Origin of the sequence: Streptomyces sp. NPDC099050 (assembly GCF_044759865.1) — a bacterium.
Lineage (GTDB): Bacteria > Actinomycetota > Actinomycetes > Streptomycetales > Streptomycetaceae > Streptomyces.
The window spans coordinates 215433-231406 of sequence record NZ_JBIWAE010000007.1 but is presented as its reverse complement, the minus strand read 5'-3'; the positions used below and the strand labels follow the sequence as shown (position 1 = coordinate 231406).

Annotated in this window: 12 protein-coding genes; 7 read left to right on the top strand and 5 right to left on the bottom strand. The window is 72.8% G+C overall.

Features of this window, described 5'->3' with window-relative positions; all coding sequences use genetic code 11:
• Positions 1-13 precede the first annotated feature (13 nt).
• From ACIQV3_RS14880 to ACIQV3_RS14870, 3 genes are read right to left on the bottom strand one after another with little or no spacing between them, the layout of a single operon-like run.
• Positions 14-1267: a hypothetical protein gene (locus tag ACIQV3_RS14880; RefSeq protein WP_403712786.1), complete on the bottom strand. Its 1254-nt coding sequence runs from the start codon at positions 1265-1267 to the stop codon at positions 14-16.
• The gene (locus ACIQV3_RS14875; RefSeq protein WP_403712785.1) at positions 1264-3033 is read right to left on the bottom strand and encodes a lipopolysaccharide biosynthesis protein; all 1770 of its coding nucleotides are present in this window, start codon (positions 3031-3033) and stop codon (positions 1264-1266) included. Before ACIQV3_RS14875 ends, ACIQV3_RS14880 begins: the two co-directional genes overlap by 4 nt.
• Positions 3030-4235: a glycosyltransferase family 4 protein gene (locus ACIQV3_RS14870; RefSeq protein ID WP_403712889.1), complete on the bottom strand. Its 1206-nt coding sequence runs from the start codon at positions 4233-4235 to the stop codon at positions 3030-3032. The genes ACIQV3_RS14875 and ACIQV3_RS14870 overlap by 4 nt, the downstream gene beginning before the upstream one ends.
• Positions 4236-4407: 172 nt before the next feature.
• On the opposite strand from ACIQV3_RS14870, the gene ACIQV3_RS14865 reads away from it, so the two are divergent.
• Positions 4408-4881, top strand: a complete 474-nt coding sequence (locus ACIQV3_RS14865; protein WP_403712888.1) for an adenylyltransferase/cytidyltransferase family protein — start codon at positions 4408-4410, stop codon at positions 4879-4881.
• A 70-nt stretch (positions 4882-4951) separates the two neighbouring features.
• Here the strand turns inward: ACIQV3_RS14865 and ACIQV3_RS14860 are convergent, their stop codons facing one another.
• Together ACIQV3_RS14860 and glgX are read right to left on the bottom strand one after the other, a co-directional pair.
• Positions 4952-5695 (bottom strand): CDP-alcohol phosphatidyltransferase family protein, encoded by a 744-nt coding sequence (locus ACIQV3_RS14860; protein ID WP_403712784.1) that lies wholly within the window; start codon positions 5693-5695, stop codon positions 4952-4954.
• A 123-nt stretch (positions 5696-5818) separates the two neighbouring features.
• Positions 5819-8032 (bottom strand): glycogen debranching protein GlgX, encoded by a 2214-nt coding sequence (gene glgX / locus ACIQV3_RS14855; RefSeq protein WP_403712783.1) that lies wholly within the window; start codon positions 8030-8032, stop codon positions 5819-5821.
• Between the two features lie 441 nt (positions 8033-8473).
• Here glgX and ACIQV3_RS14850 point away from each other — a divergent pair, with 441 nt between their 5' ends.
• From ACIQV3_RS14850 to ACIQV3_RS14825, 6 genes are all read left to right on the top strand, one after another.
• Positions 8474-9670 (top strand): Ig-like domain-containing protein, encoded by a 1197-nt coding sequence (locus ACIQV3_RS14850; RefSeq protein WP_403712781.1) that lies wholly within the window; start codon positions 8474-8476, stop codon positions 9668-9670.
• A gap of 222 nt (positions 9671-9892) precedes the next feature.
• The gene (locus ACIQV3_RS14845) at positions 9893-12094 is read left to right on the top strand and encodes a choice-of-anchor A family protein (protein WP_403712779.1); all 2202 of its coding nucleotides are present in this window, start codon (positions 9893-9895) and stop codon (positions 12092-12094) included.
• A gap of 125 nt (positions 12095-12219) precedes the next feature.
• Positions 12220-12957 (top strand): L,D-transpeptidase family protein, encoded by a 738-nt coding sequence (locus tag ACIQV3_RS14840; protein ID WP_403712777.1) that lies wholly within the window; start codon positions 12220-12222, stop codon positions 12955-12957.
• 113 nt (positions 12958-13070) lie between these two features.
• Positions 13071-14312, top strand: coding sequence for an Ig-like domain-containing protein (locus ACIQV3_RS14835; protein WP_403712776.1), 1242 nt, complete (start codon positions 13071-13073; stop codon positions 14310-14312).
• 101 nt (positions 14313-14413) lie between these two features.
• On the top strand, positions 14414-15181 hold the full coding sequence (locus ACIQV3_RS14830; RefSeq protein ID WP_403712775.1) for an enoyl-CoA hydratase/isomerase family protein: 768 nt from the start codon (positions 14414-14416) through the stop codon (positions 15179-15181).
• Between the two features lie 269 nt (positions 15182-15450).
• Complete coding sequence (locus ACIQV3_RS14825) at positions 15451-15954, top strand: ATP-binding protein (protein WP_403712774.1); 504 nt, start codon at positions 15451-15453, stop codon at positions 15952-15954.
• Positions 15955-15974 lie beyond the last annotated feature (20 nt).

Sequence of the window (15974 nt, the reverse complement as noted above, 5' to 3'; positions counted from 1 at the left end):
CGGGACTCCGGTCTCAGGCCGCCCGGACCTGGTCGGCGGTGGTGGCCGCCGCGGCTTCGGGGGCCGGCAGCCGGGCCACGCGCAGCCAGCCGGCCGCGGCCTTCGAGGCGGAGCCGAGGGCGAGGCCCCACGCGGCCCCGGCCACGCCCCAGACGGCGTACCCGCCCAGCAGCAGCCCGACCGACAGCAGCGAGAAGACCACCTGGAGCGAGAGGGTGGCCTTCGGGTTCAGCACCCGCAGGGTCAGCAGCGCACAGGTGCCGAGCCCCATGACGGCGTACTGGGCGCCCGTCGCGGGCAGCAGTGCGGCCGCCGCCTGCCAGGTGTCGCCGAGCAGTTCGCGCCCGGCCCGCTCCGGCAGGGCGTACAGCACGGCCCCCCACGCGGCGCCGGTCACCGCGAGCGCGCCGCCCATCAGGGCGGTCAGCCGCACCACGCCCCGCTTCCCGGACGCCCGGCCGACGACGGGCGGGCCGAAGGAGTTCGCGGAGTTGAACAGCACGTTCAGCGGCCCGAACAGGGTGGTGGCGCCGCGCAGCGCGCCCACGGCCAGCGGGGTCGCGAAGACGCCGAGCCCGAGGACGGCGAGCTGGCTGGAACCGTTGCCCACGGCGAACTCGACCACGAACCGCTGCCCCAGGTACCCGCGCCGCAGGTACGGCCTCAGGTCGGTGGCGCCGCCGGCGGCGCCCCGCACCGAGGGCCGCAGCAGCCACAGGCCGAGCGCCAGCGCGGGCAGCGCGGAGACCCCCCACACCAGCACCAGCCGTCCGGCCGGAGCCCCCTCGGGCTGGAGCAGCAGCGCGCTCACCACGCAGGCGAGGCGCAGCGCGTCGGCGGCCAGCGCCCGCCCGGGAGCCCGCAGGGCGGAGAAGCAGTAGCGCAGCCCGTCCTGCAGCAGCACCAGGGGCAGTACGAGTCCCAGCGCGAGGAAGGCCCACCCGGTCGCGCCGGGCAGCAGCAGCCCCAGCAGGGCCAGTACGGCTCCCACCGCGGCCGAGGCGGCGCCGGTGAAGGCGAGGCCCGAGCGGCAGGCCGCGGCGAGGCGGCTCGGATCCTTCTCGAGCACCAGGGTCTGGCCGACGTAGGCCATGTTGAGGCCGAGCAGCACGGTGAAGGTCACGTAGACCATCGAGAAGTCGGCGAAGCCGGCCGCCGAGGAGAGCCGGGCGGCCAGCACCAGGACCAGGATGTTCGTGGCGCTGGACGCGGCCTGGTCCAGTACCGAGGCGACCGCCGCGAGGCGGCCTGGGCCGCGCCGGCTCACCGCCGGCCCGTGCGGACCGTACGCAGGGCGACCGTGTCGGTGCCGTCGCCCGGGATGTGCTGCGCGGCGTCGGCGGCGGCCACCTCGTAGGGGATCGGCTGCGGCTCGCTCCGGCGGGGCGAGGGCGCGGACGGGGGCGCGGGCCGGGGGTCCTCGGCGGCGGGGCCGCCGCCCTTGGGGGCCCGGCCGAGGCCGCGCTTCTTCTCGCCCGGCAGCGGTGCGTGCAGGACGGCGCCCAGCACCGTGCCGCCGGCCCCGCTGATCAGCTCGCGGATGCGGGAGAGGTCGGTGCGGCGCACCGCACCGGGGTTGCAGACCACCAGGACCCCGTCGACGCGGTCGACGAGCGCGAGGGCGTCGGCGTACGAGAGCACGGGCGGGGCGAGCACCACGACGGTGGAGTTGGGGGAGTCGGCTTCGGAGATCAGCCGGGTGGCCCGCTGCGAGGTCAGTGCGCGGGGCACGTTGCGCACCCGCTCGCCCGGGATCAGGTCGAAGCTGCCCGATTCCCCGGCGTCCACCAGGAGCTGGCGGCCGTCGGGCCATTCGGCCTCGGCGTGCTGCGCGCCCGCGCTCCCCTTGGACTTGCTCCAGTTGGGCCGGCCGGAGGCGTCGGTGGGCAGCTGGCTGGCCAGCACCGGGGTGCGCAGGTCGGCCTCGATGAGCAGCACGTCCTTGCCGGTCTCCGCGAAGGAGGCGGCCAGGTTCACCGCCACGGCGGCGGCGATCTCGCTGCTGCCGCGCGGGGCGACCACCAGGAGGCGGCGCCGGTCCGCGAAGCGGGCGTCGTAGGCGAGCCGGAAGGCCACCGAGCGGAACTCCTCGGCCAGCCGGGGGTCCTCCTCGCCCGCGGCGAGCAGCGGCCCGCCGTCGGCCTTGCCCCGGGGCAGGGAGCCCAGGACGGGCGCGCGCAGGGCGCGGGCGACATCGCCCTCGGAGCGCGGAGCCGGGTCGAAGACCAGGCGCACCCAGGCGCCGAGCAGGCCGAGGGCCAGGCCCACGGCCGCGCCGAGCGCGAGCGACATGGGCAGGCCGGGGCCGTCGGCCCCGTGCGGCGGGACGGCGGTGCTGGTGACCCGGCCCGGGGTCATGTCCAGGGCCTTGAGCTTGGCGATGTTGCCGTTGAGCGTGTTGATCTTGCTCTGCTGGTCGGTCTTGGCGGCGTACGCGGCGTCGCGCGCCGGACCGGCCGGCATGCCGGTGGTCTGCTTGGTCAGCTCTTCGAGCTGCTTGGCCACCGGATCGCGCTGCTCCTGATAGCCCTTGACCATCTTGTCGCGGGTGACGTCGAGGGCCTCCTGCCGCTTGAGCAGGTAGGCCTCGCTCATCGCGTTGGCGCGCGTGGCGGCCTCGGCGGGCGAGCCGGCGGTGTAGGTGAAGCGCAGCACCATCGTCTGCGGGGGGTTGGTCACCTGCAGACCGGCGCGCAGGGCCGAGAAGTCGGTGGCCGAGACCCCGAGCTTCTTCGCGGCCTCGTTGGCTATGGAGCTGGAGAGCGCGACCTGCCGCTCCGAGCCGATGTTGATCGCCTTGTCGGGGGCGAGGCTCGGGTTGAAGGGGTCGTCGGTGGGCGCGCGCAGCACGATGTCGGCGGTGGCCACGTAGGTGTCCGCCGTGGAGACGCCGAGGTAGACCCCGCCGAGCAGGCCGGTGCCCACGCCCAGGGCGATGAGCCGGCGGTAGCGCAGGAGCTGGCGGAACTGGTCCCGGAGCAGGTCCGGTTCGTCCTCGGCCGGAGCCGCTGCCGGGCGGTTGGTCTCGATCACGGCCGGGGACCCCCAAGTGCTTCGTCCATCAGTGCGTCGATGCGGGCCAGGCCCGCCTCACGGCTCAGGTGCGCCGCCACGTGGCGCGGTCCGGCCGCTCCCAGCGCGTCCGCGCCCGCGGGGTCCTCGGCCAGCGCCCGTACGGCCTTGAGCAGGGCCTCCGGGTTCTCCGGCGGTACGAGCACCCCCGCGCCGGAGCGCTCCACTTCCTGGGCGGTCCCGCCCAGCGCCGCGACGGAGGCGACGACGGGACGGCCGGCCTGGAAGTACGAGGTGAGCTTGGACGGCACGCTCATGTCCATCACGGCGGCGTGCTGCGTCACCGCGAGCACGTCCGCCGCGGCGAGGATATCGGGGAACTCGCCGTCGGCGGCAGGGGGGATGATGTCGAGATTGGGGACGTCGGCCGCCAGGTCGGCGAGGGCGGAGCGCTGGCTGCCGTCACCCATCAGCACGAACCGGACGCTCGGGTCCAGCCGGGCGGCGCCGACGAGGACCTCCAGCCCCTGCTTGAGCCCCATGTTCCCGGAGTGCAGGACGACGGTCTGGTCGGGAGCCCATCCGAGGTGGTGGCGGGTCCGGCCGCGCGGCTTGCTGGGCAGTGCCACGTGGGACCAGTTCGGGACGAGCCGGATCCGCCGGGGGTCCACGCCCATGCCCACGACCCGGTCGACGAACGTCTCGTGGATCACACCGACGAGGGCGGCCCGCTTCAGGGCGTGGGCCTCGGCCCGCCCGGCGAACGCGGCCGCCTTGTCCCCGCCGCTGATCCCGCTCTGCGCGGCGGCGGCGCCCATCAGGTCCTGGACGACCGGGACGAAGGGGACCTTCCAGCGCGCCGCGAGGCGCGCGGCCAGCAGGCCGCCGGCCAGGCTCGGCATCTGGGCGAGGACGGCGTCCGGCTTCCCCATCCGCGGCGGGGCCACGGAGCCGTGCAGCAGAATCGATCCTTCGAAAAGGGCCCGGCGGACGGCGGTCTGGCGCGGGGGGACGGTGTGCGCGCGCCGGTGCACGGTCACGCCCGCGCGCTGTTCGGTGCGCCGGAGCGCCCCCTTGTACTCCGGCTCGACGGACCACGCCGGGTAGTGGGGCATGCCCGCCAGGACGTGCGTCTCGTGTCCGAGATCGGCCCAGTGCTCCGCGATCTGGGTGGCGTACGGGCCGATGCCCGTGTGCTCGGGGGCGTAATTCGTGGAAACCAGCAGTAGGCGCCGCTGACCTGATTTCGACACTGGACGTCCCCCTCTCACCAGGATGATGCGCACGTCACCCTATTCGTTCACCGGCAACGCAGGGAACGTGCACGCTATTGTCTGCTAATCCGCCACACCGAGGTGTGCGGCTTCTGGGGGATATCACGTGACGGAGAAGGATTTGTCCGAATTTGCTGAACCTGGGCGTAGACCTCACCGCGTCGGCTACGCACCGGGTGCCTACGACCTCTTTCACATCGGACACCTCAACATCCTTCGCCATGCCCGGAGTCAGTGCGACTACCTGGTGGCGGGGGTCGTGTCCGACGAAATGGCGGAACTCGCCAAGGGGCGCCGCCCGGTGATACCGCTCGTCGAGCGGCTGGAGATCGTCCGCAGCGTCCAGTACGTGGATGCGGCTTTTGTGGAGACCGTTCCGGACAAGGTCGAAACGTGGAAGCAAGTCCGTTTCGACGTCATATTCAAGGGCGACGACTGGCGCGGCACCCCCAAGGGGGACCAGCTGGAAAGGGACTTCGCCGTCCACGGCGTCGAGGTCGTCTACTTCCCGTACACGGTCCACACCTCCAGCACCCAGCTGCGCCGGGCCCTGGACGTGCTCTCGGAGCCGCTCGCCACCGAACAGCGGGGCTGACCGGACCGACGGCGGGTTCCGGCCGCGACACGACGGCGGACGCCGGCCCGGCCGCCTGCACCGGTCCCGGTCACCTCGGTACGGCGCTGAGCTCCCGGAACCACTTCGCGAGGAACGCCACCAGGAACAGTGCGGCCAGCACGCCCGCCCCGGCGTACGCCCAGCGGAACACCCCGCTCCCGCCGAGGAGCAGGAACACCAGGCAGAACACCCCGTAGTCCACGGGGAGCAGCGCCACCGCGCGCAGGGCCGACGGTGCGGCGGCCGCGCTTCCCGGCGCCGGCTTCGGCTTGAGCTTCTCGGTCAGCAGCCCGCCGAAGAAGGTCACGACCGCGGCCAGCTGGAAGCCGAGCGGCACCAGCAGCCAGCCGGCCGAGGCGGCTCCGTGCGTCCCGCCGCCGACCCCGTAGGCCTCGGGGAAGCGGTAGAAGGCGATCAGGACGCAGGTGTGCAGCGAGGTGAGCTTCGCGCAGTCCACGACGTGGTCCAGCCACTCGCCCGCCGCGCTGCCGCCCCCGCGCAGCCGCGCGAGCTGCCCGTCGGCGGAGTCGAAGGCGAAGCCGACCGCGAGCAGGGCCCACACCGCGATCCCCAGCCCCCACGAGGGCGAGGCCAGGGCGACGGCGGCCGCACCCGCGAAGCTCAGCGCGGCGCTGATCAGCGTCACCTGGTTCGGGGTGAGCCCGAGCGCGTACGACCCGGCGGCCAGGTACCGCCCGACGGGCCGGTTGACGAACCGGGAGTAGAGCGAAACCCCCTTCGCCGACTTCTGCGCCCCGCGCAGCTCCCGCAGCGCGGTCCCGACACTCGCCATCGACACAACCCCTCGAACATCCGTATATGCGTGCGTGCGTACGATCCGCGTGAAGGGCACATCATCGCAGGGCGTCCGGCGGCTCCCGCCCCGGGTCCGCCCGGGACCCGGACCCGTGAACGCCTACGCGCCCCCGCCCACCACCTTCAGCAGCAGCACCGCGCGGGCCGGGACGGTCACGCTCCCGCCCCCGCGGTGCACGGTGGCGGGCGCCGCCGCCTGGTCCTCCCGGGAGGTGTCCAGGACCAGTTCGTACGCCCGGCCCCAGGGCGGACCCGGCAGGGTCCAGGCCACCGGCCGGTCCCCGGCGTGCAGCAGGGCCAGGAAGCTGTCGTCCGTGACCTGGCGCCCGCGCTCGTCACGGCCCGGGATGTCCTGCCCCGACAGGTACAGGCCCACCGACCCGGCCGGGGCGTACCAGTCGCGCTCGGTCATCTCCACCCCCGCCGGGGTGAACCAGGCCAGGTCCCGCAGCCCGTCCGCCCCCTGGGAGCTCCCCGAGAAGAACGCCCGGCGCCGCAGCACCGGATGGGCCCGGCGCAGCGCCAGCAGCCGCCGGGTCAGCGCGAGCAGCGCCTGCCAGGACGGGTCCTCCAGCAGCGACCAGTCCACCCAGCTGGTCTCGTTGTCCTGGCAGTACGCGTTGTTGTTGCCGCCCTGCGTCCGGCCGAACTCGTCGCCCGCCACCAGCATCGGCACCCCGGTCGACAGCAGCAGCGTGGTCAGGAGGTTCCGCAACTGCCGCCTGCGCAGCGCCGCGATCCGCGGATCCGTGCCCTCCGCGGGCTCGCCCTCCACCCCGCAGTTCCAGGACCGGTTGTCGTTGGTCCCGTCCCGGCCCGCCTCGCCGTTCTCCTCGTTGTGCTTGGACTCGTACGAGACCAGGTCGCGCAGGGTGAAACCGTCGTGCGCGGTGATGAAGTTGACCGAGGCGTACGGCCGCCGCCCGCCCCACGCGTACAGGTCGCTCGACCCCGACAGCCGGTACCCGAGGTCCCGCACGTCGGGCAGCGCCCCGCGCCAGAAGTCCCGTACGGCGTCACGGTAGCGGTCGTTCCACTCCGTCCACAGCGGCGGGAACGCCCCCACCTGGTACCCGCCCGAGCCCACGTCCCACGGCTCGGCGATCAGCTTCACCCGCCGCAGCACCGGATCCTGGGCGATCACCGCGAGGAACGGCGAGAGCATGTCCACGTCGTGCATCGAGCGGGCCAGCGCCGCCGCCAGGTCGAAGCGGAAGCCGTCCACCCCCATCTCCGTCACCCAGTACCGCAGGGAGTCGGTGATCAGGCGCAGCACGTGCGGCCGCCCGGCGTGCAGGGTGTTGCCGCAGCCCGTGTAGTCGGCGTACCGCCGCTGGTCCGACTGGAGCCGGTAGTACGCCCGGTTGTCGATCCCGCGCAGCGACAGCGTCGGGCCGAGCTCGCCGGCCTCCGCCGTGTGGTTGTAGACCACGTCGAGGATGACCTCGATCCCGGCGGCGTGCAGCGCCTTGACCATCCGCTTGAACTCGCCGACCTGCTGGCCGGCCGTCCCGCTGGAGGAGTACGCCGCGTGCGGGGCGAAGTAGCCGACCGAGTTGTAGCCCCAGTAGTTGCGCAGGCCCCGGCGCAGCAGGTGGTCCTCGTGCGCGAACTGATGGACCGGCAGCAGCTCCACCGCCGTCACCCCGAGCCCGGTCAGGTGCTCGATCGCCGCCGGGTGCGCGAGGCCCGCGTACGTGCCGCGCAGGTGCTCGGGGATGCCCGGATGGCGCATCGTGAAGCCGCGCACGTGCAGTTCGTAGATGACCGAATCGGCCCACGGGGTCTTCGGCCGGACGTCGTCCGCCCAGTCGTCGTCATCGTGGACCACGACCCCCTTCGGGACGTGCGGCGCCGAGTCCCGGTCGTCGCGCACGGTGTCCGCGATGTACTGCTGGGGCCAGTCGCGGACGTGCCCGTACACCTCGGGCGGCAGCAGGAAGTCCCCGTCCACGGCCCGGGCGTACGGATCCAGGAGCAGCTTCGCCGGGTTGTGGCGGGCCCCCGTCCACGGGTCCCAGCGCCCGTGCACCCGAAATCCGTACCGCTGTCCGGGCCGCACGCCCGGCAGGAAGCCGTGCCAGATCTCGTGGGTCAGCTCCGTCAGCGCGCAGCGGCTCTCGGAGCCGTCCTCCGCGAAGAGGCAGACCTCCACCGCCTCCGCGCCCTGGGCCCACAGTGCGAAGTTGGTCCCGGCCGTCCCGTCCGGCCCCTGGTGGAACCGGGCCCCCAGCGGATGCGAGGACCCGGGCCACACGGGCGGTCCGGGCACCCCCCGGCTCACCACGGCGTGGCCCCTGACCTGCGGTTCCATCAGCCCCAGGGTCTGGCCGGCCGGATGTCCGCTCCCGTTCCCGTTGCCGGCTCCCGGCCCGTTCCCGGTTCCGCTCCCGTTTCCGTTCCCCGTCCCGTGGCCGGCCGTGGCCCCGGTCCCGCCCTGAACACTGACCCGGGTCCCGGGTCCGGCTTCGGCCCTGGGCTCGGTCCCGGCCCCGGATCCGGTCTCGACCCCGGCCAGGGGCTCCGCCTCTTGCTCGGCTGCGCTCGACACTGCCCGCCTCCACGGCTCTCGGTACCTGCGGGGGTGGGGGAGATGCGGCCCCGGCGTCCCGGCCGGGGCCCGCCCCCGTCTGGTCCTTCCCACTGTTCTGCCCGGACTGTCCTGCCTGGAACGTGAGCCGCGCCCACGTTTCCCCCGGAGGGGCCCGGTCGTTGGAGGAACGTGACTCTTCTGACGAGGCGGGCAGGGGCGGGCTTGGCCGCCGTGGCGGTATGGGCGGGCCTCCTCGGAGGCCTGACCGGATGCACCGGGAACGGCGGCTCCCCGATCGAGATCCAGCTGCCCGGCAAACCCCGGTCACCGGACGAGGCGATCAGGATCAGCCCCGAGGACAACGCCAAGGGGGTGCCGGCCGAGGGCCCGCTGAGGGTCAGCGTGCCCGAGGGCCGCCTGGAGCGGGTCGTGGTCACCAAGGTGGAGGACGCCCAGGAGGAGAAGGTGCCCGGGGCCATCGCCGTCGACGGGCTCAGCTGGAGCCCGGACCCGGCGCAGGGCCGGCTCGCGCTCGCGGCCAAGTACACCGTGGACGCGGTCGCGCTCGACGGGCACAACCGCCGCCAGGCCCGGCACACCACCTTCACCACCTACGTTCCCGAGGAGCGGTTCATCGGCTACTTCAAGCCCGAGAACCGCTCGACCGTCGGCACCGGCATGATCATCTCCTTCGGGTTCAGCCGGTCCATCGAACACCGCGCCGACGTCGAGCGGGCCATCACGATCACCTCGGACCCGGCCGTGGAGGTGGTGGGCCACTGGTTCGGCGACGAACGCCTGGACTTCCGGCCCAAGACCTACTGGAAGCCCGGCACCGAGGTCACCGTCAAGCTCGGCCTGCGGGACGTCGAGGGAGCGCCCGGCTCCTACGGAATCCAGGACAAGACCCTGCGCTTCACCGTCGGCCGCTCCCAGATCTCCACCGTCGACGCGGCCGCGCACACCATGGAGGTCCGGCGCGACGGCGAACTGCTGTCCACCGTGCCGATCACCGCCGGGGCTCCGAAGAACATGACCTACAACGGGAAGATGGTGGTGATGGAGCTCTTCGACGTCACCCGGATGAACGGGCAGACGGTGGGCTTCGGCGGTGAGTACGACATCCCCGACGTCCCGCACGCCATCCGCCTCACCCGCTCCGGGACCTTCCTGCACGGCAACTACTGGGCCAGCCCCGACACCTTCGGCTCCACCAACGTCAGTCACGGCTGCATCGGCCTGCGCGACAACAAGGGCGGCGGCTCGGACACCCCGGCCGGCTGGTTCTTCGACCGGACCCTGGTCGGCGACGTGGTGGAGGTCGTGAACTCGCAGGACAAGACGGTCGCCCCGGACAACGGGCTGGGCGGCTGGAACATGTCCTGGCCCGCCTGGGTCGCGGGCTCCGCGATCGGCTGACGCACGCCGGCTGACGCACGCCGGCTGACGCACGCCGGCTGACGCACGCCGGCCGACGCACGCCGGCTGACGCACGCCGGTCCGAGGCCCGACGCTCCAGTCGAGTGATTGTCGTACCGGAATGCCGTAGTGGGGGAGTGTCGGTCCGCCCGGCTCGCCGGAGCCCGGAGCCAGCCTGTACGGGCCCGCCCGCACGCGGCGGCGGGCAACGGACGGAGCGTCATGTCAGCAAGGAAGTGGACCCTCGGGCCCCTGGGGCTCGCCCTCGGGGCCGTACTGGCCGCAGGCGCCCCGGCGGCCCTGGCGGCGCCGACCGCGCCGGGCCCCGGCGGACAGCAGCCGGCACCGGCCCGGCACGCCGCAGCCCTGCGGGCCCCGCTGCCGGGCGGGCTGGGTCCCTTCCTGGGGTCCCGGTGCCCCGACCCGTTCCCGCAGGTCGAGACCGGCACCGTGCCCACGGGCTACGACGAGGGCATCAACATCTTCGTTGGCGCCGACTTCCTGGTCCGCGAGCGCGCCGCCGAGGCCGAGGGCAAGGTCGTCGTCCTCGGCAACTTCGACCAGAACAAGGACGTGGCGGCGGGCGGTGCCTACAACATCGGCGTCGTCGGCGCGGGTTCGCTCGTGCGGCCCCCGTCGGGATCCGACTTCCTCACCACCGGCGGCAACGTCAACATCGCCGTCGACCAGCGGCTGATCTCGGACGACGGAGTCGTCCGCCACGCGGGCACCGCCCCCGGCCCCGGCACCGTCACCGGCCCGCTCGTGGCCGACCCTGCCGCGGTCACCCCGTACGCCGGCCTGCGCGACCAGCTCACCTCGGCCAGCCGGTGCTACGCCCGGGTCGACGGCAGCCCCCGCCCGACCACGGGCACGGCCGTCAACCAGGACGGCACCATCGTCTTCACCGGGGACGACTCCTCCCCGCTCCAGGTCTTCACCGTGGACTTCGACCTGGTCAGCGCGAGCAACGGCGCCGTCGGCTTCCGCTTCGACCGGATCCCGGCCACCGCCACCGTCCTGGTCAACGTCACGGGCGCCAGCCGTACGATCAACACCTACGCCGGCAGCATCAACGACACCGGACCCGGCGCGGACCCCTGGAACGGCTACCGCACCCGGCTCCTGTGGAACTTCCCCGACGCCACCACCGTCCAGCTGATCGGCTCCGGACAGTTCCAGGGCAGCGTGCTCGTCGGCGAGCAGGCCTCGACCACCACCGTCACCCTGCCCGGGACCAACGGCCGCTTCTTCACCACCGGCGGGCTCGTCCACACCAGCACCGCGGGCGGCGGCCAGGAGTTCCACGCGTACCCGTTCAACGGGGACCTGCCCGACTGCGGGAACACGGTCCCGGTCACGGGCAAGGTCTCGGTCCTCAAGCAGGACACCGGCGGCCTGCCGCTGGCCGGAGCCACGTACGAGCTGTGGCGGGAGACCAACGGCACTCCCGGAGCCCAGTTCACCAGCCCCGGCGGGGACACCAAGGTCACCGACTGCGTCACCCCGGCGGACGGCATCTGCTCCAGCACCGTGGCGCCCGGCACGTACTACTGGCGCGAGACCCAGGCGCCGGACGGCTACGAGCTCGCCGCGAACCCCGTCGTGGAACTGACGCTGACCGCGCAGAACGCGGCCACGGGCGTGAGCGGCACCATGAGCAACACCAAGCTTCCCGGCAGCGCCGAAGTGGTGCTGCGCAAGTCCGACGCCGACGGCGGGGCGCTGCTGCCCGGCGCCCGCTTCGAGCTGTGGCGCGAGACCAACGGCGTTACGGGCCTGCAGACCGGCGGAGCGGACCCCGACGTGCAGCTCGCCGGGTCCTGCACCACCGACGCGCAGGGAAGCTGCACGGTCCAGCTCCCGGTCGGTGAGCGGTACTACTGGCGGGAGACGCAGGCACCGGCCGGCTACGACCTGCCGGCGGACCCGGTCACGCCCTTCGACCTCGATGAGGGCCACGTGACGACGGGCCTCGTCGTCGCCGTCATGGACGAGCGGACCGAGGAGCCCGACCACGAGGGCTCGATCGAGGTCCTGAAGAAGGACGCGAAGACGAAGCGCCCGCTGCGCGGGGCGGTCTTCGAGGTGTGGAAGGAGACCAACAGCACCCTTGGCCTCCAGACGCGCGGCATCAACCCAGACCGCAAGGTGACGGAGGGCTGCGCGACCGACCGGGACGGGGTGTGCGCGTTCCCGGGCCTGGACGACGGCTGGTACTACGTGGTCGAGACGGCCGTCCCGGAGGGATACGTCCTGCCGCGGAACCGGGTCACGGGTCCGCTCCACCTGGACGAGAGCACCCCGGACCACCGGGTGATGGTCACCCTGGAGAACGAGCGGGACGACCACGGCAAGGGCGGGAATGGGAAGGACAAGGGCAAGGGGAAGGGCAAGGGCAAGGGCCCGAAGCGGCCCGCCTAGGAGGCCGCCCGAGTAGGCCGCCCGGGTGGGCCGGTGACCCTGCCGGCCCACCCGGCGCGCCGGGGCCGGGCGGTTCCGGTTGGCTCGGAGCCGACGGCCCGGCCGGCGGGCGCGAGGAGGTCCGCATGCGCACACTGGACGCGACCGGAGCCGCGGGCGCGATCGGCAGGGCGGCCGCGACGGCCGCGATCCTCGCCGTGGCCGCCCTCGCCCCTGCGCCGGCAGCTGTGGCGGCTCCCTCCCCGCCCCCGTCGGCCCCCGCCGGGGAGGCGTGCACCGCGGGGACCGGCCCCTACCAGCGCGAGTTGGAGGGCCACCTGCGCCGGACGGCCGACGGGACACAGGACGCCAGGGACTGCGAGGCGATCCGCACCTTCCAGCGCGCCAACGGCATCCGGCCCGCCAACGGCTATGCCGGGCTGGTCACCTTCCGCACCATGGTCGCGGTCGCCGCCCGTACGAACCCCAACGCCGCCGGCGGCTGTCCGGTCCGCTCCCACCGGGTGACCTGCGTGGACCTGGAGCGCCAGCTCCTGTGGGTGCAGCGAGGCCGCACGGTGGTCTTCCCGCCCGTGCCCGTCCGCACCGGACGCGACGAGGACGAGACCCGCTCCGGATGGCACGAGGTCTACTGGCGCAGCGAGGACCACGTGTCCACGCTCTACGAGAACTCGCCCATGCCCTACGCCCAGTTCTTCGACGGGGGCCAGGCCCTGCACGGCCGCCCCGGCAACCTGTACGCGCACGGCGGCTCGGCCGGCTGCGTCAACCTCACCGTCCCCGACGCGCGGCGCCTGTGGGACCTGCTCGTCGAGGGCGACGCCGTCTACGTCTGGGGCACCAAGCCCGGCACGGAGGACTGACTCCCCGCGCCCGCACCACTCTTGGGACGGAACGGTGACACGACCGTACTGTCTCGTGATCCCCCATGTGATTTCCTGGCGATTAAGCGCGCGACTGTCCGCGCGCGGGGGACATGGGGAGAACGAGAGTGAACCTGCAGCCGATACGCGGCCGCGCCCGCACCGGCCTGCCGGCCCTCCTGCTGGGCGCGGCCCTGCTGTTCACCAGCGCGTGCAGCGGTGGCGGAAACGCGGGTGGCGACGGCGGGAGCGGTGGCGGAGACGGGGTGACCGGCACGACCGGTACCGAGGCGTCGAAGGCCGTCGTGAGCGTCAAGCCGGACGACGGGGCCAAGGAGGTCGCGACCAGCGGCATCCTCAAGATAACCAGCACCGGCGGCAAGCTCACCACGGTGACGGTCGCCGACACCAAGGGCAACGCGGTGGAGGGCAAGATCGCCGCGGACGGCGCGAGCTGGGAGCCCGCCCGCAACCTCGCCTCCGCCACCGAGTACAAGGTGCACGCGGTGGCCAAGGACGAGGCCGGCCGCGAGTCCGCGAAGGACACCACCTTCACGACCCTGACTCCCGCCAACACCTTCATCGGCCAGTACACCCCCGAAGACGGATCGACGGTCGGCGTGGGCATGCCGGTCTCGATCAACTTCTCCCGCGGCATCACCAACCCCGAGGCCGTCGAGAAGGCCATCACGGTGACCGCCGATCCGGCCGTCCCGGTCGAGGGCCACTGGTTCGGCAACGACCGCCTGGACTTCCGTCCCGAGAAGTACTGGGCCGCGGGCACCAAGGTCACCCTGAGGATGTCGCTCGACGGAGTCGAAGGCCGCCCGGGGGTCTACGGCAAGCAGACCCGTACGGTCACCTTCAAGGTCGGCCGCTCCCAGGTCACCACCGTCGACGCCGCGGCGCACCAGATGAGCGTGGTCCGCGACGGCGCGGCGATCAAGAACATCCCGATCACCGCCGGCGCCCCCGCGAACACCACGTACAACGGGCAGATGGTCATCAGCGAGAAGTACAAGGTGACCCGGATGAACGGCGCCACCGTCGGATTCGGCGGGGAGTACGACATCTCCGACGTCCCGCACGCGATGCGGCTGACCACCTCCGGCACCTTCGTCCACGGCAACTACTGGGCCTCGTCGGGCACGTTCGGCTCCGAGAACGTCAGCCACGGCTGCGTGGGCCTGAAGGACGTCCGCGGCGCGGGCGACGGCAGCCAGCCCGCCGCCTGGTTCTTCAACGAGTCGATCATCGGCGACGTGGTCATCGTGAAGAACTCCAAGGACAAGACCGTCGCTCCCGACAACGGCCTCAACGGCTGGAACATGGACTGGGCGGAGTGGATCAAGTAACGCCGGTCGGTACGTAGTTCACAGGGCCCGGTGTCGGGTGGCCCGGTGCTGTGACCCACAGCACCGGGCCAGTCGCGGTTAACGGGGGCTAACCTTCCCGTATGACCATCTCTCTCGAAGTCTCCGAAGGCGTCGGCGTCATCCGGCTGGACCGGCCGCCCATGAACGCCCTGGACATCGCCACCCAGGACCGGCTGCGCGAGCTCGCCGTGGAGGCGACCGACCGGGCCGACGTCCGTACGGTCGTCATCTACGGCGGCGAGAAGGTGTTCGCGGCCGGCGCGGACATCAAGGAGATGCAGACGATGGACCACGCGGCCATGGTCGCCCGGTCCCGCGGACTGCAGGACGCCTTCACCGCCGTGGCCCGGATCCCCAAGCCCGTGGTCGCGGCCGTCACCGGCTACGCGCTGGGCGGCGGCTGCGAGCTGGCCCTGTGCGCGGACTACCGGATCGCCGGCGACAACGCGAAGCTCGGCCAGCCCGAGATCCTGCTCGGCCTGATCCCCGGCGCGGGCGGCACCCAGCGGCTGTCCCGGCTGATCGGCCCCTCCAAGGCCAAGGACCTCATCTTCACCGGCCGCATGGTCAAGGCGGACGAGGCGCTGGCCCTCGGCCTCGTGGACCGCGTCGTACCGGCCGCCGAGGTCTACGAGCAGGCGCACGCGTGGGCCGCGCAGCTCGCGCAGGGCCCGGCCCTCGCGCTGCGCGCCGCCAAGGAGTGCGTGGACGCGGGGCTGGAGACCGACATCGACACCGGGCTGACCATCGAACGGGGCTGGTTCGCGGGCCTGTTCGCCACCGAGGACCGCGAGCGCGGGATGCGCAGCTTTGTCGAGGAGGGCCCGGGGAAGGCGAAGTTCTCGTAGCTCTCGCCGGGCTCGCCGGGCTCGCGGATCGTGCGGATCGGTCCTCCCTGCGGGTGGATTAGCCAGGCCTTAAGGCAGTCTTAAGGGGAGTTGGTGATCCACTCTGGGTGATCGCCGCGGTGCGGTGCGTCACCACAGGTCAGGGGCGTGCGGCGACCTCCGGGTTGCCGATCGCATATGCCAGGACGACCCCCCGGGATCTACGATTCCGGGGGGTCTTTTCCCGCGGAACGGCCCGAACGGCCTTAGTGGCACTCCATGATGGGTGCATGGCGGGTCTGGAGGGTGTGGAACAGCCGCGGCAGCGCAGTAGCGCTTCCGCCGTACGGCTCACGGCGGCCCTGGAGGACGAACTGGGCCTCAAAGCACTGGAGTTGTACGGGAGTCCGGCCGAGGCGGAGGTGACGCTGCCCTCGATGCCCGAGTCTGCGAGCACCGCCCGCCGGCTCACGCAGTGCGTGGTCGTGCGCCTGTGGGGGCTCTCGCCGCAGATCGCCGAGCACACGGTCCTGCTGGTCTCGGAGCTCGTGGGCAACGCCGTCCGGCACACGGGGGCCCGTTCCTTCGGTTTACGCATGCTCAGGCGGCGCGGCTGGATCCGCGTGGAGGTGCGCGATCCCTCGCGCGGGCTGCCCTGCCTGATGCCGGTGCACGAGATGGACACCACCGGGCGGGGTCTGTTCCTCGTCGACAAGCTCTCGGACCGCTGGGGCGCGGACCTGCTGCCGCGCGGAAAGATCACCTGGTTCGAGATGCGGGTGGCGGACCGCTAGGAGCCCCCGGAAAGCCAGAA